A 21,832-nucleotide genomic window follows, 5' to 3' on the forward strand; every position below is an offset into this window, starting at 1 on the left:
GGCTTCATCGCGCCGAGAGGGCATCCTCCAACACCCCGCGCACAGCCTCACGCGGGACATCCGCCGTCACGAAGGCATCCCCAATCCCGCGTGCAAGGATGAAGCGCAATTGCCCGTCCAGCACCTTCTTGTCCTGCGCCATCAGTGCCAGCAGACCGTCGGCGTCGGGCAGGTCGCCCTCGATATCCGCAATGTCGCGCTTCATGCCCATGTCGGCGAGATGCGCGCGCACCCGGCTCGGATCTTCCTGCGAACACAGGCCCAACCGCGCCGAGAGTTCAAACGCCAGCGCGCAGCCGATCGCCACGCCCTCGCCATGCAGCAGACGGTCGGAATAGCCCGTCGCAGCCTCCAGCGCGTGACAGAAGGTGTGGCCGAGGTTGAGCAGCGCGCGGTCGCCCTGCTCGGTCTCGTCGCGCACGACAATATCGGCCTTCATCTGCACCGAGCGGCGCACCGCCTCCAGCCGCAAAGCCTCGTCGCCCTTGGCCAGCGCGGGGCCGTTTTCCTCCAGCCATTCAAAGAAATCCGCATCGCCAAGCAGCCCGTATTTCGCCACCTCGCCATAGCCCGCCCGGAAATCGCGGGGGCTCAGCGTGCCGAGCACACCGATATCGGCCAGCACCAGCGCGGGCTGGTGGAAGGCTCCGATCAGGTTCTTGCCAAGGGGTGAGTTGATCCCGGTCTTGCCGCCGACCGAGCTGTCGACCTGCGCCAGAAGGCTGGTGGGCAGTTGCACAAAGCGCACGCCCCGGCGCAGGATGGCCGCCGCGAAGCCGACCAGATCGCCGATCACGCCGCCGCCGAAGGCCACCACGACATCGCGCCGTTCGGCCTGTTTTTTCAGCAGCCATTCAACCACTTGCGTCAGATGCGGCCAGTTTTTCGTGGCCTCGCCGGGCGGCAGGGTCAGCACCTCCGCCGCGATCCCCCTCGCCCTCAGCCCCGCCTTCAGCGCCTCCAGATGCAGCCCCGCCACGCGGCTCTCGGTCACCACGAAGACGCGGGGGCGGTGCAATAGCGGCGCGATCTCGGCCCCGGCGCGGTCCAGCAGCCCGGACCCGATCCGCACCTCATAGGCGCGCGCGCCCAAGGGGACATGCACGATGGCGCCGCTCATCGCGCCACCTCCACCACGCCCGCGCCCGTGAGGCTTTTCAGAACCGCCTCCGTGGTCTGGTCGATCGACCAATGCGCCCGCGTCTCGACCGTGATCGCGGCCTGTTCATAGGCGGGCGTGCGCGCGACGAGAAGCTCCGCCAATGTGGCGCGCGGATCGTCGGTGCGCAAAAGCGGCCTCGTGTCCTTGTGGCGCACACGGGTCCACAGAAGCTCCAGATCGGCCTTGAGCCAGACAGACACCGCCCGTTCCGCGATCATCGCCCGGTTCTCGGCGCTCAACCATGCGCCGCCGCCGGTGGACAGCACGCAAGGCGGCCCGTCCAGCAGGCGCGCGATGATCCGGGCTTCCTTCTCGCGGAAGAAATCCTCGCCGTAGCGCTCGAATATCTCGGAAATCTCGAACTTGGAGGCGGCGACGATCTCGGCATCGGAATCCTCGAACGCCACGCCCAACCGCGCGGCGAGCGCACGGCCGATGGCGGTCTTTCCGGCCCCCATCATGCCGACCATGACCACAGTGCGCGTCAGTTGCAAACCCGGCTCCGGCACTCTTTCGCCCAATCCCAAAAAATTCTTCCCCGCACTGGCGCAATCCCCTTCCAGATGGCTTATAGTGAATCAAAAGCGGCGGCAAACGCCGAAAACAGGCAGGCTGGGAAAGAATGATAGGGCGTCTCTTCAAACTCCTCTTTATATTGGCGGTTCTCGCGGGCATCGGGCTGGTGGCCTATGCCTATTCGGGCATGATGCAGCCCCCCACGCGCGAGATCACGCGCCCGGTAGATCTGAATGTGGATTAGACCCGCCTGTATCGCCCTTGCGCTGGCCGGACCGGCGCTCGCGCAGGAGGAGACGGGCACGCCGCCCGACTGGCTGTCGGAAACCATCCTGTCGCCGCATGGCGATATCGCCACCTCGGCCACGCCCGAGGAAATCACCGTCATGCCCATCGGCGCGGTGCAACTGGATGCCGTGGGCCTGTTGACGCCCAGGCAGACGGGGCTGCCCGCCGATCTCTGGGGCGGTTCCTCATCCGCGACGCTGGCCAGTCTCTTTCGCGCGCAACCCTATGAGGGGCTGCCCGCGATCCAGTCGATGACGATGATGCTGGCGCTGGCCGAGGTGAACCCGCCCGAGGATGCGGCGCCTGACTCCGAGCTGTTCCTGGCCCGGCTCGACCTGCTCCTGGAACGTGGCGCGATCGAGCCTGCGCGGTCGCTGATGGAGCGCGCCGGGCCGACCGCGCCGCAGGTGTTCCGCCGCTGGTTCGACGTGAGCCTCCTGGCCGGACAGCCCGACCGCGCCTGTGCCGCGATGCGCGCCAATCCCGATATCGCGCCCTCCTTTCCCGCGCGCATCTTCTGCCTTGCGCGCAACGGTGACTGGCCCGCCGCCGCCCTGACGCTGGAAACCGGCGAGGCGCTTGGCTTCATCTCCCGGGACGAGGGCGATCTGATCGCCCGCTTCCTCGACCCAGAACTCTTCGAAGGCGAGCCACCGCTGCCGCACGACCCGGTGCCCTCGCCGCTGCATTACGAGATGCGCGCCGCCATCGGCGAACGCCAGGGGGCCGCCACCCTGCCGCTGGCCTTCGCGCATTCCGACCTCACGGCCACCGCGGGCTGGCGCGCGCAGCTTGACGCCGCCGAACGGCTGGCGCGCTCGGGCGCGATCACGCCCGACCAGTGGCAGGTGATCTATACTTCCCGCGTGCCGTCGGCCTCGGGCGGGGTCTGGGACCGGGTCGATGCGTTGCAGGAGTTTGACGTGGCGATGCTGGCCCAGGATCCGGGCGAGGTCGCCCGCCTGCTGCCGACGGTTTGGCGCGCCATGGACGAGGCGCGGCTGGAAGTGCCCTTTGCCGAGGTCTATGCCGAGCGGCTGATGCGCCTGCCGCTGACCGGCGAGACCGCCGAACTGGCCCGGCTCATCGCGCTTCTGTCGGAAAACTATGAACGCGCGGCGCAGCTTTCGGTGCCGCAGACGGATCGCGAACGCTTTCTCTTTGCCATTGCCCGCGGGCAGGCCCCGGAGGTGACGTTGCGCGGCGCGATGGCGGATATGATCGCGGCGGCCTTCGCGGCCCCCGTGGTCCCCGACCGCTACGCCCGCCTGGTCGAGGAGGACCGCATCGGCGAGGCGATCCTGCGCGCGGCGCTGGTGCTCAGCCGGGGCGATGGCGACATGGACGACATGCGCGATGCGCTGCAACTCCTGCGCGCCATGGGGATGGAGGGCACCGCGCGCCGCGCCGCCCTGCAACTGATGATCCTGGAGCGGCGCGGATGACCAGCTGGATCTCGCCCTTCCTGGAGGCGCAGGCGGCCGAGTTGAACGCGGCCGAGAACACGCTCTTGGCCTATGGCCGCGACCTGATGGATGTCGAGGGCTGGCTGGCGGATCAGGGCAAGGGCTTCGACACCGCCACGCGCGGCGATATCGAAGACTACCTGATCCATCTCGACGCGCAGGGCATGGCGAAATCGACCCGCGCCCGCAAGCTTTCGGCGATCAAGCAGCTTTACCGCTTCGCCTATGAGGAAGGGCTGCGCGGCGACAACCCGGCGCTTCAGATCAAGGGGCCGGGGCGCGACCGGGCGCTGCCGAAAACGCTGAGCATGGCTGAGGTCGACCGCCTGCTGGAGGCCGCCGAGACCCATGGCCGCAGTGCCGGGGACCGGTTGCGCAACACCTGCCTGATGCAGGTGCTCTACGCGACGGGAATGCGGGTGAGCGAGCTTGTCTTCCTGCCCGTTTCCGCCGCGCGGGGCGATCCGCAACTCCTGCTGATCCGGGGCAAGGGCGGCAAGGAACGCATGGTGCCGCTCTCGCCCCCGGCGCGTGCGGCGCTGGCCGCATGGCTTGCCAATCGCGACAGGACCGAGGAGGTTGCGCGCGTGGAAACCGGCGCGCCGCCTTCGCGCTTCCTCTTTCCCTCGCGCGGCAAGTCCGGCCACCTGACGCGGGTGCGGTTCTTTACCCTGATCAAGGAGATCGCGGTTGCCGCCGGGATCTCGCCCGCGACCGTCACGCCGCACACGCTGCGCCATGCCTTCGCCACCCATCTCCTGGAAAACGGCGCCGACCTGCGCGCCATCCAGACGCTTCTGGGTCACGCCGATATCGCCACCACCGAGATCTATACCCATGTGCTGGATGAACGTCTGAAATCGCTGGTGCTGGAACGCCATCCGCTGGCCGAGGACTGACCGGCGCATTTGCCAAAGACTTGCCGTAATGTAGCTGTAACGTAAGGCAAACGACCCGCGTCGGCGGGCACTTTCGGGATGGGCAGCGTCATTTCTGAACCCTTGGCAGATATCACCGCGCGTCACTGGGACGCGATCGTGATCGGCACCGGCATCGGTGGCGGCACGGCTGGCCGCGCGCTGGCCGAGGCGGGGCTGTCGGTGCTCTTCGTCGAGAAAGGCCGCGAGGGGCTGCGGGCCGAGGAAACCGGGCTGGATCAGGGGATATTCGATCCCGTCGCGCGCGCGGTGCGCGGGCTCTGGCCCGATCCGATCCTGGCCGAGGTGAACGGCACGCGGCAGGAGATGTTCGCGCCGCTTGGCGCGGGTGTCGGGGGGTCTTCCGTCTTCTACGCGGCGACGCTGGAACGCCCCGAGCCGCATGACCTGGATGACAGCGAAGACCGCCCGCATCCGACCGGCGGCTGGCCGGTGAGTTTCGCCGAAATGCAGCCCTGGTTCGACAAGGCGACGGCGCTCTATGCTCTGCATGGCGACCCCGATCCCCTCTCGGACCAGCCCAATCCCGCGCTTTCCGCGCCGCCGCCCGCCCAACCCGGCGATGCCATGATCATGGAGAGGTTGCGCGCCAACGGGTTGCATCCCTACCGGCTGCACACGGCCTTGAAATACCTCGACAATTGCGCCGAATGCCTCGGCCGAAAATGCCCGCGCGCCTGCAAGATGGATGGCCGCTCCGCCGGGGTGGAACCGGCGCTGTCCACCGGCAACACAACGCTTCTGACCGGCTGCGACGTAACGCGACTGGACCGCGACGGGCCCAACGTGACACAGGTAATTGCGCGCAAGGGGGGCGAGACGCTCACCCTCACCGCCCGCCATGTCGTGCTGGCAGCCGGTGCGCTGTCCTCGCCGCGCCTGTTGCTGGCCTCGGCGTCTGAGTCTGACCCGACCGGCATCGGCAACGCGCATGACCTCGTGGGCCGCAACCTGATGTTCCACCTCAACGAGATCTTCGCGCTCTGGCCGGGGCGCGCGGCGGGCTTTACCGGACCGTCGAAATCCGTCGGCTTCCGTGACCTCTATTTCAAGGACGCTCAACGGCTTGGCATGGTGCAGGCGATGGGGATGGATGTGGGCTATGGCGAGATCGTGCATCACTTGCGCGGGCGGGTCGCGCGCTCCTGGCTCCGGCATATCCCCGGCGCCAGGGACGCCACCCGCATCCCGGCGGCGATCGGCGCGAAGCTGATGGGCCAGGCCAAGGTTTTCGTCGGCCTGTTGGAAGACCTGCCCTATGCGGAAAACCGCGTCACGGATGAGGAAGGCCGCATCGCCCTCACCTACCGCATCGCGCCCGAGCTTCTGGCCCGCCGCCGCGCCTTCCGCCGTCTTATCCGCCGCGCCTTCAAGGGCCAGCGCACCGCCTTCCTGACCCACGCGCCCGAGCCCAATTTCGGCCATCCCTGCGGCACGCTCGCCATGGGCACGGACCCCGCGAGATCGGTGCTGGACGCGTCGGGCCGGGTTCACGGAATACGCAATCTCTGGGTCACGGATGCCTCGGTCTTCCCGACCTCGATGGGCGTCAACCCGAGCCTGACCATCGCCGCCAACGCGCTGAGGGTGGCCTCGATCATGGGAGAAGAGAGATGAACGCGATCACGGATGGATGCGCCATCGTCACCGGCGCGGGCGGCGGGCTTGGCCGGGCGCTGGCGCTGGAACTGGCGCAACAGATGCAGGTCGCGGGGCTTGGCCGGGGCATGGCGGCGCTGGAGGAAACCGAAAGCCTCGCGGGCGGCAATTTCCTGCCCCTGCAGGCCGATGTCTCGGACCCCGTGCAGGTCGCGCAAGCCTTCGAGGCGGCGCGCAATACCGCGCCCATCACGCTTCTCATCAACAACGCCGCCACCTATCCGCGCCGCGATTTCCTGGATGAGACGGCGGGCAGTTTCATGGACACGGTCGCCATCAACCTCGGCGGCATCGTCACCTGCACCCGCGCCGCGCTGAGTGACATGACCGCGACGGGATTTGGCCGCATCCTCAACGTCGCCACCTTCGCCGACATGCACCCCCTGCCCGCGTCGTCGGCCTATGCGGTGTCGAAAGGGGCCGCGCGCATCTTCACCCGTGCGCTGATCGCCGATATCGGCGATCGGTTTCCGGGCATCGTGGTCAATGACTGGATGCCGGGGATGCTGAAGACCGGCATGGGGATACCTGATGGGCTGGACCCGGCAACGGCTGCCAAATGGGGCGCGAAATTGGCGCTCTGGCATGATCCGTCGCTGACCGGCACCACATGGGAGATGGGAGCGGAGATCCCGCCGCCCCGGTCGCTGAAGCGCCGCGTGGCGGACCGCGTGTTGCTGCGCCCGCGCGTGAAACCGCGTCACCTTTGACGCATCCGCCAGGAGCGCCAGAGATGGCCGGGCAGGATCAGGGCGGACAGGATATAGCGCCGCGCCATACGTCGCGGGTCGGACAACATCCGCCAGGCCCATTCCATCGCGATGCGGCGCACCCATTCCGGCGCACGGGACTGTTTTCCCGACAGGAAATCCAGACCCGCTCCGATGGAAGCAAAGCCGATGCCCGGCGTGACCTGCCGCCCGAGGGCCGCCAACCTCTCCTGCTTCGGGGCGCCGAGGGCGAGGAAGCAGAGGCCAACGCCTGCCACATCCAGCCGGTTCAGCACCGCGCGCGCGGTATCCCCTTCGGGATCGAACCCCATCGGCGGTGCGATCCTCTCGACCACGCGCAACCCCGGCACCGCCCGTTCCAGCGCCTCGGTCGCGCCTGCGAGGCTGTCCTCGGTGGAGCCGACCAGCCCAACCGCCACGCCCATCCCGGCCGCAATGCGCGCCAGCGGCAAGATCAGGTCGGATCCCGGCAGCAGCTCCACCGACCGCCCCGCCAGCGCGGCACACCAGACGATCGGGTTGCCATCGGCGGTGACGAACTCCTGCGCGGCGTAGGCGTCCCGGAACGGTCCCTTTGCGCGCAGCTTTTCCAGGTGGTCGAGGTTCAGGGTCGCCAGCGCAAAGCCCTGCCCCCGCGCGAAGCGGTCGCGCATGTTGTGCTCCAGCACTGCCTGGTCCGGCACCGTGACGGCGACCGCGAAACTGCCTGCCTGAAACTCCACCCGAACGCTCCTCGCCACCCGGCCCCGTTGTCGCAAGAGATTGCGATACAAGACAAACTGTTGCCATGCTTTTATGGTCACTATGAACGAAACGACAAGGCAGAGCGGACCGGACATGGCAGGCGAGACGCAGCGAACCAGCGCAAGCGCGCGCGGGACACCTGAGGGTGTGACCGTGATCGGCTGCGGTTTCGTGGCCGATCTCTATATGCGGTCGCTCAGGACTTTCCCGCAAATCCAGGTGCTTGGCGCCTTTGATCACGACGCACAGCGCATGGCCGCCTTTTGCGCGCATTGGTCCATCCCCGCCCTGCCCGACATGGGCGCGGCCCTGGCCACCGGCGGTCTGATCCTCAACCTGACCAACCCCACCTCCCATGCCGACGTAATCCGCGCGAGCCTTGAGGCAGGCCGCCATGTCTTCAGTGAAAAGCCGATGGTGCTGGATCTCGACACCGCGAAATCCCTGCGCGCGCTGGCGGGCGAACGCCGGGTGCAACTGGCCACGGCCCCCTCCTCGGTCCTGGGCGAGGCCGCGCAGACCCTGGGCCATGCCTTGCGCAACGGCCTGCCCGGCACCCCGCGCCTGATCTATGCCGAGCTGGATGACGGCTTTATCCCGCAGGCCCCGGTCGAGGCCTGGATCAGCGAAAGCGGCGCGCCCTGGCCCTTTGCGGATGAGTTTCGCACCGGCTGCACGCTGGAACATGCGGGCTATTACCTGTCGTGGCTGATCGCCCATTTCGGCGCCGTGACCCGCGTGGTGACGGCCACGGCCGAGGTCATCCCGGCCAAGCGGGGCCTCAAGGACTGCGCCCCGGATGTCTCGGTCGCCATGCTTTATTTTGCCTCCGGCCCCGTCGCGCGGCTCACCTGTTCCATCGCCGCGCCGCATGATCACCGGCTGCGCATCGTCGGCGATGACGGCGTGTTGCAGATCGACAAGGCCTGGGACAACGCCGCGCCCGTGCGCCACCGCAAGCGGCTGCGCATCCGGCGGCGTCTGCTGGAAAGCCCGGTCGCCAAGCGCATCCGGCTGCCCGGGCCGACCCATCCCCACCTGCCCCGCAAGGGCGCGGCGGCGATGAATTTCGCGCTTGGACCGGCGGAAATGCTTGAGGCGATCCGCGCCCGCCGCCCCTCGCGTCTGGCGGGCGACTACGCGCTGCACCTGACCGAGGTGACGCTGGCCTGCCAGAAGACGGGCGTGCACGAGATGACCACGTCTTGCGAAAAGATGAAGCCGATGCCATGGGCGTGCTGACCCTCCTTGTCACCGGGGCCGCGGGCCATATCGGGCGGGCGGCGGTCGCACGGGCGCTGGAACGTGGGCATAGCGTGCGCGCGCTGCTGCGCGGCGGCGCGCCGTTCGAGCCGCAAGACCGCCTGACCGTCACCCGCGCCGACCTGGCCACCGACGACCTGACCCTGGCGCTGAAGGATGTGGACACCGTGCTGCATTGCGCGGCAGCGATGCACGGTAATGAGGCCGCGATGCAGCGCGATACGGTCACCGCCACCGAACGGCTGGTGCAGGCGGCGGGCGTGGCGGGCGTCGCGCATATCGTGCTGGCCGGTTCGGTCTCTGTCTACGGGCTGAAATCCATCCCCGAGGGCCATGTCATCACCGAGGACAGCCCGCTTGAAACCGACCTGAAACACCGTGACGCCTATACCCGCGCCAAGTTGGCGCAGGAGCATGTCGCGATCGGCGGCCCCTGCCCCGCCACGATCCTGCGCATCGGCGCGGTCTGGGGGCCGGGGCGGCTGTGGAATGCGCATCTCGGGGTGGCGAAGGGGCCGGTTCTGATCCGCCTCGCCCGCGACGGGCAGATCCCGCTGGCCCATATCACCCGCGCCGCGGCGGCGCTGGTCGCGGCGACGGAGCTTGTCCCGAGCGGCGCCAACCCGCTCAACATCCTCGACCACGACCTGCCCGACCGCGCGCGCTACCTGGCCGCGTTGCAGGCCGGCGGCTGGCCGAAACTGGTGCTGCCCGTGAGCTGGCACGCTCTCGACCGGATCGCCGCGCATCTGCCGGGTCGGCGCCGCCCCGGATTGTTGCGGCAAGCCACATTGCACGCGCGCATGAAACCCGTCGGCTGGAGCGCCGCGAAAGCCGAGGCCGCGCTGGACCTGCCCGAACAACCGGGCTTCGAGGCGCTGATGGCCGCCGCGCTGGAGGCCCAATGAAGATCGCCTATCTCACCGGCGAATACCCCCGCGCCACCGACACCTTCATCCAGCGCGAAGTCGCCGCCCTGCGCGGCCTTGGCTTCGACGTTCTGACCTGTTCGATCCGTCGCACCGGGCCTGCGCACCTTGTCGGCGAGGAGCAGAAGGCCGAGGCCGCGCGCACCTTCCACGTCCTCGCGGGTGCGCTGAACCTCTGGACGCTCGCCCACGCGAAGCTCTCCGCCCTGCGTAGCCCCGCCCGATACTTCAAGGCGCTGGCGCTGGCCTGGCGCACGGCCCCCAGGGGTCTGCGCGGGCGCGCCTATAACCTGGTCTATTTCGCCGAGGCGCTGGTGCTGGCCCATCACCTGCGCCGCGAGAGCGTCACCCATCTGCACAACCATATCGCCAAATCCAGTTGCACCGTCGCGATGCTGGCCAGCCAGCTCTCGGGCATCCCCTACAGCTTCACCCTGCACGGCCCCGACATCTTTTTCGCGCCCGAGCACTGGCGGCTGGACGAGAAGATCGCCCGCGCGCGCTTTGTCGCCTGCATCAGCGATTTCGCCCGTGCGCAGGCGATGCTGTTCTCGGACCAGGCCCATTGGCCGAAGCTCAAGATCGTCCATTGCGGGGTGGAACCCGCCCGCTATGACGCGTCCGGCCCGCGTGACGGGCATCACCTGGCCTTTGTCGGACGCTTGGATGCGGTCAAGGGCGTGCCGCTGCTGCTGGAAGCACTGGCCGCGGCGCGCGAGAGCCTGCCCGATCTGTGCCTGACCCTCGTGGGCGACGGCCCGGATCGTGAGGCGCTGCTGGACCGGGCCCGCGCGCTGGACCTGTCGGAGGCCGTCGAATTCGCGGGCTACCTCTCGCAAACCGAGGTCGCGGCCCTTCTGACTTATGCCGATTGCCTTGTCCTTCCCAGCTTTGCCGAAGGTGTGCCCGTGGTGCTGATGGAAGCAATGGCCGCGCGCCTGCCCGTCATTGCAACCCGCGTCGGTGGCGTCAGCGAACTGGTCGAGGACGGTGTGTCCGGCCTCCTGGTGCCGCCGGGCGACGTGGCGTCCCTGACGCAGGCCATCAAGCAGGTGATGAGGTCCGACCGAACGGCCATGGGCCAAGCGGGCCGCGCCGCCGTCGAGGCCGGGTTCGACATCGGGACCGAGGCCGCGCGGCTGGCGCATCTGCTGCGCGCAGGCCCCGACCTGCCGTATGACAAACGCCCGGAGGCCCACCCATGACCAAGCTTGCCATCATCGCCATTGGCCGGAATGAGGGCGAGCGCCTGCGCGCCTGCCTGACCAGCCTGCAAGGGGCAGATGCACGGATCATCTATGTCGATAGCGGATCGTCGGATGACAGCGTTGAATTTGCCCGCAGCCTCGGCATCAAGGTGGTCGAGCTTGACCAGGACACCCCCTTCACCGCCGCTCGCGCGCGCAATGCAGGCGTCGCGGCCCTGGGCGAAGACCTGCCCGATTTCATCCATTTCATCGACGGCGATTGCGTGCTGGTCGAAGGCTGGCTGGAGACGGGACTTGCCGCCATCGAGGCCGACCCGCAGCTTGGCATCGTCACCGGCTGGCGGCGGGAGATCGCGCCCGAGGCCAGCATCTACAACGCCATCTGCGACCATGAATGGCAGCGTCCGGCGGGCCCGATCACGGCCTGCGGCGGCGACATGCTTGTTCGGTCAGAGGCGTTCCAGGCGGCGGGCGGCTTCAATCCAGAGGTCATCGCGGCGGAAGATGACGAGTTCTGCCTGCGCGTCGCCATGTCCGGCTATACGCTCCTCCGCCTGCCGCATGACATGACCCGCCACGACGCCGACATGCACCGGTTTTCACAATGGTGGCAGCGCGCCGTGCGCAACGGCCACGGCTTCGCGCAGCTTGGCGCGCTGCACCCGAACCACCTGACGCGCGAGAGGTTGCGGGTGCTGGTCTTCGCGCTGATCCTGCCCGCCCTCGCCCTCATCGGCGCATTCATCACGCCCTGGCTGTTGCTTGGCGTTGTCGCGGTCTATCTCGGATCGTATTTGCGCACCTGGCTCGGGCTGCGGCAGGCCGGCATGGCCACGGGGCTGGCGGCGCATCAGGCGCTTTTTCTCAGCCTCTCGAAATTTCCCAACCTGATCGGCATGGCCCGTTTCCACCTGCGCAAGCGGCGCGGGGCGGATATGCAGATCATCGAGTACAAGTGAGAGGTCCGGCAATGCCCTCCCCCATCCGCGTCGGCCTGATTGGGGCTGGCTACATCGCCGATTGGCACGCCACCGCACTGAAGGCCACGAAAGGTGTGCGGATCACCGCCATTTGCGACCGGAATGCGGCGGCGGCGCATCCCCTGGCCGAGGCCCATGGCGCGCAGGTTTTCACCAGCGTTCCCGACCTGATCGCCAGCAGCAGTTGTGACGCGGTGCATATCCTGACGCCGCCCGATCTGCACCGCGATATTGCCGTGGAGTGCCTGTCCGGCGGTCTGCATGTGCTGGTGGAAAAGCCCGTGGGATTGAGCGTGGCGGAGGTCGAGGAGATCGAGACGGCCGCGCGAGACTCGGGCACGTCTTTCATCGCGGGGCATAATTTTCTCGGCCTGCCGCGCTATCTGCGCCTGAAGGATCAAGTGGCCTCCGGAACGCTTGGCCGCATATCCTCGGTTCATATCACCTGGGCGCTGCCGCTCTCCCCCCTGCGTTCGGGGCCTTACGGGCTGTGGCTGCTTCGCGAGGCGAAGAACCTGCTGCTGGAGCTTGGGCCGCACCCCTTTTCCTTCGCGGTCGATCTGCTCGGCCCGCTGGAGATCCGCGCGCTGGAGACCGGGCAGCCCGTGACCCTGCCGGGCGGCGAGACCCGACCGCAAAGCTGGCGCATCCTGGCGCGCGCGGGCGGCGTGGATGTCAGCTTTCACCTCAGCCTTGTCGAGACCACCGACGACCGCAGCGTTACCGTGCGTGGCTCCACTGGCATGGCACGGCTGGACTTTGCCGCCGATACGGCTGTCACCAGCCGCGACAACACCGCCGACCTGGTGCTGAACCCGCTGCGCAAATCGCTTGGCCAAGCGGGCGGGCACCTGCGCGAGGGCCTGCGCAACGCCGCCCTGCAACTGGCCTCGCTCAACCGCAAATCCCCCTACGGGCAGAGCTTTCGCGGCATGGTTTCGACGGTCTATGCCGATCTGGCCGCCGGTCGCCCGGTCGATGGGCGATTCTCGGGGGCCTCGGCGCGCATGGTCATGCAGGGGATCGAGGATACATTGGCCCGCCTGCCCGCACAGCCCGCGCCCGCCATCCCGCAGGGCACGCCCAAGCCGCGCGTCATGGTCATCGGCGGCACCGGCTATGTCGGGCGCAACCTCACCCGCGCGCTGGTGGCCCGCGGCCATGACGTGCGGGTGCTCAGCCGAGGGCGGCACGGGCCGTTCAGCGACATTGCCGATCACGTCGAGATCATGCCCGTGGATCTGCGCGACCAAGGCGCGATTGCGCAGGCGATGGACGGCATCCACACTGTCTACAACCTCGCCAAATCCATGGACATGACGTGGGGTTCGGCGCTGGAAAACGATGTCGGCACCGCCATGCGCATCGGCGAGGCCGCGTTGCAGGCAGGCGTCAGCCGCCTGATCTATACCGGCACCATCGCCAGCTACGACATGTCCGACCCCAGGGCTGTCATCACCGAGAAGACCCCCTTCGGCGACACGGAAAACCGCAACCTCTATGCCCGCTCCAAGGCCGAATGCGAGGCGCGGCTTGCGCGGATGCAGCGCGATCGTGGCCTGCCCCTGATCATCGCGCGCCCCGGCATCGTGGTGGGCGGCGACGGGCCGTTGCAGCACTGGGGCATCGGGCGTTGGCACGGGCCGGGGGCGGTCAAGCTCTGGGGCAACGGGCGCAATATCCTGCCCTTCGTGCTGGCCGATGACCTGTCGGATGGGCTGATTGCGATGATGGACGCGCCGGGTGCGATCGGGCAAAGCTTCAACCTGACCGGAGAGCAGATGCTGTCGGCCCGCGACTATTTCGACGCGATCCATGCGCGGCTGAATGCAGGGATACGCGTCTCCACCGGGCATCTGACCGGGCTCTGGCTGGCGGGGTCTGTCAAATACGCGCTGAAACGGTATGCGCTTGGGCGAAGCGATGCGGTGCGGCCCTCGCTTGCCGACTGGAAATCGCGCGCGCATCTGGCCCGGTTCGACAACAGCCATCCCAAGGCGGCGCTGAACTGGCAGCCGGAACCCGACCGCGCGGCCTTCCTGGATCGTGCTATCGACGGGCCGCGATTGTTTGGAATATGAGAAAACCGGCTTAATTCTGCCAAGATCACCGGGCAGGATGCGCCGCATGGCGCGGGCCGCCCAATGACGACAAAGTAAAGGCCGAGATGAGCAGAGACAGGACACGCCCCGGCGACGACGCCCTGAGCGACAGCGAACGCGCGCGGCGCGAGCTGGAAAAGCGCCTGCGCGCGGCGCTGATCGAGGGCGAGGAACCGATCCCGGATGAGGCGGAGCAGGAGGACGACGCCCCCCTGCCCCTGACCGACCGGGTCGAGGATGCGCCGGAGGTGCAGGCCGAGATCTCCCCGGTGGCGGTGGAGGAAGCGCCCGCAGCTACACCGGTCGAAGCCCCTGCCGAACCCGCACCCGCCGCGCAGTCCCCTGCCGAACCTACCCAGCAGGCCCCTGCCGAACCGGCACCCCAGGCCGCCGCCGAACGCACACCGCAGCCGAACCTCTGGAACCGCCTGCCCCGCATCCCCGTCGATCCCGCCCGGATGGAGCGCAACCTCGTCATCACCGCGAACCGCCACGACCCGGCCCACGCCGCCTTTGACGTGTTGCGCACGCGGATGATCCAGGCGATGCGCGACAAGGGCTGGCACCGGGTCGGCATCACCTCGCCCACGGCGGGCTGCGGCAAGAGCTTCACCGCCATCAACCTCGCGGTCAGCCTGTCGCGGCTCAGCGATTTCCGCACCGTCTTGCTGGATTTCGACCTGCACCGGCCCGGCCTCTCGCGGATCCTGGGCCTCAAGGACATGCCCGCCACCGCCGATTTCCTGCGCGGTGAGATCGGGGCCGAGGACTATCTCTCCACCTTCGCGCCCAACATGCTCAATATCGGCGACCGGCTGGCGCTTGGCGTCAATGGCCGGGTGGAGCCCTTCGCCTCCGAATTGTTCGCCAACCCGCGCTCGGCCGAGGTCATCGCGCGGATGCAGACCGATCTACAGGCCGATCTGGTCCTTTTCGACCTGCCGCCCGCGCTGGCGATGGATGACGTTCTGGCGTTGCGTCCGCATCTCGATTGCGTGCTGATCGTGGTCGGCGGCGGCGAAACCCGCGCCCGCGACATGCGCGAGGTGCAGAGCCGCTTGGGCGAGGATATGCCCATCCTCGGCGTCGTCATGAACAAGGCCGAGGTCGACGCGTCGGCGGGCTATTCCTACGGCTACTGACCCCGGCGCAACCCGGCCAGCCGTGTCTGCATTGCCGGCAGGTTCTCCGCGATCCTCCGCCAGAGCGCGCGCGCCAGCGCCGCCAGCCCCGCGACGATGGCCACCAGCGCCCCGATCCAGATAAGCCGCCCGCGCCGGATGTCGTGACGGGTGCGCAGGTTGGGGATGGCGACAACCGGCGTCACGCCCAATTCACGCTCAAGCTGTGCGGGGCTGCGGATGCGCCCGTCGAGGATCTCGATGGCTAGCGCCGTGCCAAGCGCCAGCAGCGTCACCACCACGGCCCCCGCCAGCGCGATCTTGCGGCGGCTGGCCGAGACGGGAAATTCCGGCGCGATGGCGGTTTCCAGCACCTCGAAACGCTCGGCCTGGTTGCGGCTGTCCAGAAGCTGGTTCATCGCCGCCTCGGCGCGGCTGGAGGTGATCACCTCCATCTCGCCCTGCAGTTGCGCGATCTCGCGCTCATAGGCGTTGATCTGGCGCTGCACCTCGGGGGCGGCGGCAATTGCGGCCTCAAGCTCGATGATTGCATCGACGACCAATGCCAGGCGCTGGTTCAGCAACTCGGCCCTGCGTTGTTGCGATTCGGCCAGCAGGCGACCCGAGGCGTTCTCAAGCTCGATGATCTCCTCCTCGATCTCGATCCGGCTCTGCATGAGGCTGGCCAGCTGGGTGCGTTGCGTGGCAATCGCGGCCGGCAATGATCCGGCGTTCTCCTGCTGGAATTGCGAGAACTCATATTCCAGCGCGTCGATGGCGGTGCCAAGCCGGGTCTCTTCGGCGACAAGAAACTCCAGCGTCGCCGCCGTTCGGCCCGAGGTGCGTTCTTCCGCCTCCTCCAGCACGCGGTCAAGGAACACGTTGGCCACATCGGCAGCCACATCCGGATCACCAAGCCGCACCGTGATGACCAGGCCCGAGGGGTGCACATCGGGCCGCCAGGCCTGTTGCTGGTCGATCAGCTTGACGATCGAGACGGCCTCACGCAGCAAGGCCACGCGTTCGGTCATGCTCCGACCGTCCGTCCAGAGGTCGAACTGGTCCAGCACCGACAGGATATGATCGCGCGACATCAATTGCTGTTCGATCAGGTCCAGCTCGCTATCGGGGTCAAGCGCGCCGGTGCCGCCGCCCGATTGCGTCGCCAGCCGTTCGACCACCTGCGCCGCCTCGATCTGGATCACCGCCGTCGCCTCGTAGACGCGCGGCTGGCTGAGCGCATAGTTCAACGCCAGCGGAAACCCGATCAGCACGATCAGGGCGACGATGCGCCATTGCCGCTTCAAGATGCGCGGGATGTCGCGCAGCGATGTAATCGGACCCATGCCGATTGCTCCTTTATCCGAGCCGTCCTGGGGCGCGCACGCCCCTGACATACGATCTCGGCCTGGCGCGCTGCCCCCGGGGCTGCCCTGCCAATGCCTCAATTTAGATGAAGTATCGTCAAATTTCCAAGGCTTCGGGGGGATTTGCGTGGAAACATTGCATTTCCATATCCGGGATCGCGGCCCTATTCTGGCCACATTCGTCCGCCGGGGGCAAGACCAGCGCGGTCACGATCCTGTCGGCATGGGTCAGGAGATGGCCGGTCAGTTCCGTGCCGGGGCCGTATGGGCCGAACCCGACATTGAGACGCGCCGTGAACCGACGCCGATCAGGGTCAGGGAGAATGGTCATGGCATCGAACCCCACGACCGCGCCCGTAAGGGGATAGAGCGCCTTGTAGCTCGCCTCCTTGGCGGAAAAGATCATCCGCGCGAGGGGGCCGCGCGCCGCCGCATCGCGCATCGACAGCCAGCGGGTCTCCGCCGGGGTCAGGACGGTTTCCCACAGGTCACACGGCAAATCCTCATGCGGCTCCATGTCCAGCCCCAGCCCCGCAACGCCTTGATACCGCGTTACAATCGCCATTGCCTGATCCCCGTCATGGCTGATCGAGCCGATCACGCCGCGCGGCCAGATGGGCGACCGGTCGGGGGCCATGGGGATGGGCAAGGGCACCAGCCCGATGGCCTGCAAACCGGCCCGTGCAGCGCTGCGTCCAGCGGCGAACTCGGCCCGGCGCGCGGGTGTGGCGCGCGCCATCGCCAAGCTTTCCTCGGGGCGCAGATCGTCCCCGTCGCCAAGCCGCGCCTGACCGATGCCGATCCGGCCCCCGAGCGCATGCGCCAGATCAGCGACACCCCCCCTCATCCGCGCCCGCCCCGCGCCGCGCGCATCGCCCTGCGGCGCGACATCGCCTCGCTGCGGTTTGCCGCGCGCGTCTCGGCCTGGCTGTCCGGCACCGGGTCGGGCGTGGAGGGGCCGCTCAGCTTGTCGATCTGGGCCGCCAGCGCCGACAGCACCGGAAAACGGAAGATGTCGGTGATGGAGAGCGCCTCGGCCCCCAACTCGGCCCGGATCTCACGATGCGCCTGTACCGCCAGCAGGGAATGGCCTCCAAGGTCGAAGAAATGATCCTGCGGCCCGATATCCGCCACACCCAGGATGCGCGACCAGATCGCCGCCACCTGGCCCACCGTGCCGCGCTGCTGCGCGATCGGGGTGACGCTGGCACTGCGCCGCGCGACGGGCTCCGGCAGCGCCTTGCGGTCGATCTTCTTGTTGGGCGTCAGGGGGAAGGCGTCGAGCTTCATGAACCGCGCCGGGACCATATGGGCGGGCAGCACCTCGGCCAGAGACCGGGCCAGCGCGCCCTCGTCCACGACCCCATCGGCCAGGTAATAGCCCGCAAGCTGGACGTTTCCGGGGCTGTCCTCGCGCGCCGTGACAACGGCCTGCTTTACCCCGGCAAAGCCCTCCATCGCGGTCTCGATCTCACCCATCTCGATGCGGTAGCCGCGCAGCTTGATCTGGGTGTCGGCACGGCCGAGGAAATCCAGCCCCCCCTCCGCCCGCCAGCGCGCCAGATCGCCGGTGCGGTAGAGCCGCCCTGCGCCAAAGGGGTTCTCCACGAACCGTTCCGCCGTCAGGTCGTCGCGCTGCCAATAGCCGCGCGCCACGCCCGCGCCGCCGATGTAAAGCTCACCCGCGATGCCCGTCGGCACTGGCTGCATGGCCTCGTCCAGCACATAGACCTGCGTGTTGGCAATCGGCGTTCCGATGCCGTTTACCGGGGCCTCCGTCGCCGGGGCGGTGGTCGACCAGATCGTGGTCTCGGTCGGGCCATACATGTTCTGGATCCGCGCCTCCGTCGCCGCGCGCAGATCGCGCACCTGCGTGCCCGGCAGCGCCTCGCCGCCGATCATCAGGTGATTGACGCGGGCCAGCGCGCGCCGCGCCTCGTCATTGCCGACCAGCATCCGCGCCATCGAGGGCGTGCATTGCAGATGGGTCACGTCATGGCGGATGATCTGCGCGGCGATGGAGTAGTCCCCCTCCTCCACCGCGTCGCCCATGTTCGAGAGGCGCAGCACCTCGGCCAGCGGGCGCAGCCCCTCCAGCACCGTGTCGCGCGCGATGCCATAGTCGATCAGGCAGGCGATCTCATCAACACCGATGCGCTTGAGCTGCTCGACGCGGGCCAGGCAATCGGTCACCGTGCCGAAGAGGCCGCTGTCGTTGAAATAGCGCTCGAAGGCGAAATCGAGGATCGCTTCCAACTCGGACTCGTCCAGCGTGCCGAGGTCCAGCTGCATCGGGTTGTCGACGCCCTTGGGCTTCTTGAACGCCGGAAAGACCCAGGCGAATTGCTTGATCAACCCGGCGGCCGAGCGCAGGTAATCCTTCATCGGCTCGCGGGCCACCTCACGGGCCTTTTCACGGCTACCGGCGACGTAGGAATGCAGCATCAGCGTGACGCGGTGATCGGCGGGGTCGCGGCCCGTTGCGCGCAGCGCGTCGTGGTAGATCTTGATCTTCCCGCCCACCTCGGCGACGTCCTGGCCAAGCAGATGGGTCAGCACGTTGGCGCCGATCTCGCCCGCCTCGCGCCAGGTGTCGGGATTGCCCGCCGTGGTCACCCAGATCGCCAGTTCTTTCGACACCGGGCGCGGCTGCGTCATCACCTTGTGCGGCGTGCCATCGGCCATCGGAAACGCGACCTCCTCGCCGCGCCAGAGGGCGCGCAGCTTTTCGATCGTGTCATACATGGCAGGCTTGTTGTTGGGCGGCGCGTTCTCGGGCCGAAGCACGAAATCATGCGGCTGCCAGCCGCTGGCAATGCCAAGCGCGGCGCGCCCGTTGGTCAGGTTGTCGATCACGGCCCATTCCTCGGCCACGCGCGCAGGGTGATGCAACGGGGCCACGCAGGAACCGGCCCTGACAGACAGGTTGCGCGTCACCGCAGCGACCGCGGCCCCAGTGACGGAGGGGTTGGGATAGGGCCCGCCAAAGGCATGGAAATGCCGCTCGGGCGTCCAGACCGCGCAAAACCCGTTGCGGTCGGCGAACTCGGCCCCGTCCAGCAGTATCCGGTACTTGTCGCGGCCCACGCCATCGTCATTGCCCCAGTAGAACAGGCTGAACTCCATGCCCCGTCCCGTCTGCCCGATGGGGCGGTCCGAAACCATCGTCCGGCTCTCATCGCCCGAGATCACCACGGTGAAGCCGCGCGCGAGGGTCCAGAAAAGCTCCAGCACCGAGATATCGAAGCTGAGGCTGGTCAGGGCCAGCCAGGTGCCGCCAGTTTCGTGGTCGATGCGCGCATCCATCCCGGTGAAGAAATTGGCCACATTGCGATGTTCGACCATCACCCCCTTTGGCGTGCCGGTCGAGCCTGACGTGTAGATCAGATAGGCCAGATCGTCGGGGGTGACGCCGCTCTCCGGGTTGGTCTCGGGGGCCTCCGCGATGCGCGGGTCACTGTCGATCTTGACCAATGCCGCGTCATTGGGCGGCAGGTCGCGCGCCAGGGCGGCCTCGGTCAGGATGATCCCCGCGCCGCTATCCGCGATATAGAGCGCGACACGGTCGGCGGGATATTCAGGGTCGAGCGGCACATAGGCCGCGCCCGCCTTCTGAATGGCCAGCGCGCCGATCAGCAGCTCTGTCGAGCGCCGCATATACAAGCCCACAAAGCCCCCCGGCCCCGCGCCCATCCCACGCAGCACATGCGCCACCTGGTTGGCGCGGGCATTGAGCGCGGCATAGGTCAGCCGCTCGCCCTCGTAGATCAGCGCCTCCGCGGCGGGCGTGCGCGCGGCCTGCGCCTCGAAGGCGGTGTGGATGCAGGTGGGATCGACCTCCGTGTCGGTGGCGTTGCGGGCCTCCAGAAGGTCGCGGCGCTCGGCCTCGGGCAGGATGTCGAGACTGGCGATCTCGGTCTCCGCACGCATGTTCAGCACGTGAACCAGCCGGGCGGCGAAAAGGTCGATATCGGCCTGGCTGACCAATGCCGTGTCGCCGACCAGCCGGGTGCAATCAGCAGAAAGGCTCAGCGCGGCACCGGGCACCGGGTCGCCATCCGAGGAGACGGCAATCGGCGGACAGGCGCGCGGGGCCTGCATCCGGGCCGGCAGATCGGCGGCGTGGGGGCCTTTCTCCAGGGCCAGCCCGATCTCCTCGACCAGGGCCGCGGCGGCCTCCTCCAGCGTGCCGTCGGCATGGATCGTCAGCGGCAGCCAGCGGCAGAGATAGCCCGGCGCGATGTCCAGCGTGCCGAGCGCCAGGTGGGTCAGGCCCATCCGCGCGGCAAGCGCCGCCAGACGTCCGCGCACCTCGTCCAGGTCCATGCCCGATGGCAGGCTCAACATCGCCTCGCAAGGCTCGGGCGCGGCGGCGGGCTGGAAGGGCGGGGCCTGATCCGGCATCGCCAGCAGCCTTGCGCGCCAGAACGGATCGGCCTTGGCGGCGCGCTGCGCGAAATCCGGGTCGGGCGGGGTTGGGGTGCCGAGAACCTGACCCTGTGCCAGGATATCCGTCGCATCCACCGGCCCGCCATCCGCCGCACGCAGGCCCGTCAGCCGGATCGCGCCATCGCGCGTGGCAATCGTGGCGCTGGTCTTTTCGACCTCCAACACGCGGCCCGCATCGTCGGACCCCTCGGCGGGTGCCGCGCCCGAGATTAACAGGACGGCCTCGCCCGCATCCAGCTTGGGACAGGTCAGGGGGTTCCAATAGTCGCCATGATCCAACGCATGAACAATGCGCAGCAAGTCACTTGTATTGTTGGAAAACTCCAGCGCGCCCATGGACACGGGGCGGTCGTGACGCCCGTAATAGCTGCGCTCGCTCAAATCCTGCTTCCGACCCTCGGCGGCATCGCCTGCCAGCGCCTCGATCACGTCGGGAAAGCTCTCCATCGCGGCGGCGAAGCATTTGGTGTTGAGGCTGAGAGCGGTCTCATTCGGGGCGATGTCGAATGTCTTCTGGACCAGGATATTGCCCTCATCCACCCCGCCCGCGATGCAGTGCCAGGTGATGCCGTGGCGGGTCTCCCCGTCCAACAGCGCCCAGACCGGCGCGTTCAGCCCCGCATAGCGCGGCAGCGGGCCGTCATGAAAGTTGACCGCCCCCTTGCGCGCAAGGCCGAGAACCGCATCGGGGATGATGTCAAGATTGGCGATGGAGAGCAGCCAATCGGCGCTGACCCCCTCCAACGCCTCGCCTGGCGTCTTGCAGGCGATCCCCTCGGCCCCCGCCCAGTCCCGGAACGCGGCGTGGCGGGTGACGATGGCGCGGATCTCGTGGTCCGCCTCGCGCAGCATACGGGCGCAATTCAGCGCCAGCGTGTCATGGCCGATGATGAGGGCGGAAAAGGACAT

General features: G+C 68.0%; 17 protein-coding genes. 11 read left to right on the forward strand and 6 right to left on the reverse strand.

Annotated elements, in window-relative coordinates; all coding sequences use genetic code 11:
- Positions 1–4: 4 nt before the first annotated feature.
- Positions 5–1,120, reverse strand: coding sequence for a 3-dehydroquinate synthase (gene aroB, locus HNS34_RS06765; protein WP_172319288.1), 1,116 nt, complete (start codon positions 1,118–1,120; stop codon positions 5–7).
- Complete coding sequence (locus HNS34_RS06770) at positions 1,117–1,632, reverse strand: shikimate kinase (protein ID WP_172319457.1); 516 nt, start codon at positions 1,630–1,632, stop codon at positions 1,117–1,119. The genes aroB and HNS34_RS06770 overlap by 4 nt, the downstream gene beginning before the upstream one ends.
- Before the next feature lie 152 nt (positions 1,633–1,784).
- Here HNS34_RS06770 and HNS34_RS06775 point away from each other — a divergent pair, with 152 nt between their 5' ends.
- From HNS34_RS06775 to HNS34_RS06795, 5 genes are all read left to right on the forward strand, one after another.
- The gene (locus HNS34_RS06775; protein ID WP_172319289.1) at positions 1,785–1,922 is read left to right on the forward strand and encodes a hypothetical protein; all 138 of its coding nucleotides are present in this window, start codon (positions 1,785–1,787) and stop codon (positions 1,920–1,922) included.
- Positions 1,912–3,411, forward strand: a complete 1,500-nt coding sequence (locus tag HNS34_RS06780) for a hypothetical protein (protein ID WP_172319290.1) — start codon at positions 1,912–1,914, stop codon at positions 3,409–3,411. Before HNS34_RS06775 ends, HNS34_RS06780 begins: the two co-directional genes overlap by 11 nt.
- Positions 3,408–4,331 carry a tyrosine recombinase gene (locus tag HNS34_RS06785; protein WP_172319291.1) on the forward strand — a complete coding sequence of 308 codons (924 nt, stop codon included), beginning with the start codon at positions 3,408–3,410 and terminating at the stop codon, positions 4,329–4,331. Before HNS34_RS06780 ends, HNS34_RS06785 begins: the two co-directional genes overlap by 4 nt.
- A 102-nt stretch (positions 4,332–4,433) precedes the next feature.
- Positions 4,434–5,987 carry a GMC family oxidoreductase gene (locus tag HNS34_RS06790; protein WP_328700482.1) on the forward strand — a complete coding sequence of 518 codons (1,554 nt, stop codon included), beginning with the start codon at positions 4,434–4,436 and terminating at the stop codon, positions 5,985–5,987.
- The gene (locus HNS34_RS06795) at positions 5,984–6,739 is read left to right on the forward strand and encodes an SDR family oxidoreductase (RefSeq protein ID WP_172319293.1); all 756 of its coding nucleotides are present in this window, start codon (positions 5,984–5,986) and stop codon (positions 6,737–6,739) included. Before HNS34_RS06790 ends, HNS34_RS06795 begins: the two co-directional genes overlap by 4 nt.
- Here HNS34_RS06795 and HNS34_RS06800 read toward each other — a convergent pair.
- On the reverse strand, positions 6,730–7,482 hold the full coding sequence (locus HNS34_RS06800) for a WecB/TagA/CpsF family glycosyltransferase (RefSeq protein WP_328700483.1): 753 nt from the start codon (positions 7,480–7,482) through the stop codon (positions 6,730–6,732). The two genes, HNS34_RS06795 and HNS34_RS06800, sit on opposite strands and share 10 nt — an antisense overlap.
- Positions 7,483–7,597: 115 nt before the next feature.
- On the opposite strand from HNS34_RS06800, the gene HNS34_RS06805 reads away from it, so the two are divergent.
- From HNS34_RS06805 to HNS34_RS06830, 6 genes are all read left to right on the forward strand, one after another.
- On the forward strand, positions 7,598–8,746 hold the full coding sequence (locus HNS34_RS06805; RefSeq protein ID WP_172319295.1) for a Gfo/Idh/MocA family protein: 1,149 nt from the start codon (positions 7,598–7,600) through the stop codon (positions 8,744–8,746).
- Positions 8,740–9,675, forward strand: a complete 936-nt coding sequence (locus tag HNS34_RS06810) for an NAD-dependent epimerase/dehydratase family protein (protein ID WP_172319296.1) — start codon at positions 8,740–8,742, stop codon at positions 9,673–9,675. Before HNS34_RS06805 ends, HNS34_RS06810 begins: the two co-directional genes overlap by 7 nt.
- Complete coding sequence (locus tag HNS34_RS06815; protein ID WP_172319297.1) at positions 9,672–10,901, forward strand: glycosyltransferase; 1,230 nt, start codon at positions 9,672–9,674, stop codon at positions 10,899–10,901. The genes HNS34_RS06810 and HNS34_RS06815 overlap by 4 nt, the downstream gene beginning before the upstream one ends.
- Positions 10,898–11,863, forward strand: a complete 966-nt coding sequence (locus tag HNS34_RS06820; RefSeq protein ID WP_172319298.1) for a glycosyltransferase family 2 protein — start codon at positions 10,898–10,900, stop codon at positions 11,861–11,863. Before HNS34_RS06815 ends, HNS34_RS06820 begins: the two co-directional genes overlap by 4 nt.
- 11 nt (positions 11,864–11,874) lie before the next feature.
- Complete coding sequence (locus HNS34_RS06825) at positions 11,875–13,965, forward strand: NAD-dependent epimerase/dehydratase family protein (RefSeq protein ID WP_172319299.1); 2,091 nt, start codon at positions 11,875–11,877, stop codon at positions 13,963–13,965.
- 86 nt (positions 13,966–14,051) lie between these two features.
- A complete protein-coding gene (locus HNS34_RS06830) occupies positions 14,052–15,128 on the forward strand; it encodes a CpsD/CapB family tyrosine-protein kinase (RefSeq protein WP_172319300.1) in 1,077 nt (358 codons plus the stop codon).
- Here HNS34_RS06830 and HNS34_RS06835 read toward each other — a convergent pair.
- From HNS34_RS06835 to HNS34_RS06845, 3 genes are all read right to left on the reverse strand, one after another.
- Positions 15,122–16,453 (reverse strand): Wzz/FepE/Etk N-terminal domain-containing protein, encoded by a 1,332-nt coding sequence (locus HNS34_RS06835; protein WP_172319301.1) that lies wholly within the window; start codon positions 16,451–16,453, stop codon positions 15,122–15,124. The two genes, HNS34_RS06830 and HNS34_RS06835, sit on opposite strands and share 7 nt — an antisense overlap.
- A 118-nt stretch (positions 16,454–16,571) precedes the next feature.
- Positions 16,572–17,321 carry a 4'-phosphopantetheinyl transferase family protein gene (locus HNS34_RS06840; protein ID WP_172319302.1) on the reverse strand — a complete coding sequence of 250 codons (750 nt, stop codon included), beginning with the start codon at positions 17,319–17,321 and terminating at the stop codon, positions 16,572–16,574.
- Positions 17,318–21,832 carry a MupA/Atu3671 family FMN-dependent luciferase-like monooxygenase gene (locus HNS34_RS06845; RefSeq protein WP_172319303.1) on the reverse strand — a complete coding sequence of 1,505 codons (4,515 nt, stop codon included), beginning with the start codon at positions 21,830–21,832 and terminating at the stop codon, positions 17,318–17,320. The genes HNS34_RS06840 and HNS34_RS06845 overlap by 4 nt, the downstream gene beginning before the upstream one ends.

It is taken from the genome of Alterinioella nitratireducens (assembly GCF_013155465.1).
GTDB classification, from domain to species: Bacteria; Pseudomonadota; Alphaproteobacteria; order Rhodobacterales; family Rhodobacteraceae; genus Alterinioella; species Alterinioella nitratireducens.

Coding starts and splice junctions, on each gene's coding strand:
- aroB (WP_172319288.1), bottom strand. CDS start 1,120: ATGAGCGGCGCCATCGTGCATGTCCCCTTGGGCGCGCGCGCCTATGAG.
- HNS34_RS06770 (WP_172319457.1), bottom strand. CDS start 1,632: ATGGTCGGCATGATGGGGGCCGGAAAGACCGCCATCGGCCGTGCGCTC.
- HNS34_RS06775 (WP_172319289.1), top strand. CDS start 1,785: ATGATAGGGCGTCTCTTCAAACTCCTCTTTATATTGGCGGTTCTCGCG.
- HNS34_RS06780 (WP_172319290.1), top strand. CDS start 1,912: ATGTGGATTAGACCCGCCTGTATCGCCCTTGCGCTGGCCGGACCGGCG.
- HNS34_RS06785 (WP_172319291.1), top strand. CDS start 3,408: ATGACCAGCTGGATCTCGCCCTTCCTGGAGGCGCAGGCGGCCGAGTTG.
- HNS34_RS06795 (WP_172319293.1), top strand. CDS start 5,984: ATGAACGCGATCACGGATGGATGCGCCATCGTCACCGGCGCGGGCGGC.
- HNS34_RS06805 (WP_172319295.1), top strand. CDS start 7,598: ATGGCAGGCGAGACGCAGCGAACCAGCGCAAGCGCGCGCGGGACACCT.
- HNS34_RS06815 (WP_172319297.1), top strand. CDS start 9,672: ATGAAGATCGCCTATCTCACCGGCGAATACCCCCGCGCCACCGACACC.
- HNS34_RS06820 (WP_172319298.1), top strand. CDS start 10,898: ATGACCAAGCTTGCCATCATCGCCATTGGCCGGAATGAGGGCGAGCGC.
- HNS34_RS06825 (WP_172319299.1), top strand. CDS start 11,875: ATGCCCTCCCCCATCCGCGTCGGCCTGATTGGGGCTGGCTACATCGCC.
- HNS34_RS06830 (WP_172319300.1), top strand. CDS start 14,052: ATGAGCAGAGACAGGACACGCCCCGGCGACGACGCCCTGAGCGACAGC.
- HNS34_RS06835 (WP_172319301.1), bottom strand. CDS start 16,453: ATGGGTCCGATTACATCGCTGCGCGACATCCCGCGCATCTTGAAGCGG.
- HNS34_RS06840 (WP_172319302.1), bottom strand. CDS start 17,321: ATGAGGGGGGGTGTCGCTGATCTGGCGCATGCGCTCGGGGGCCGGATC.
- HNS34_RS06845 (WP_172319303.1), bottom strand. CDS start 21,832: ATGTCCTTTTCCGCCCTCATCATCGGCCATGACACGCTGGCGCTGAAT.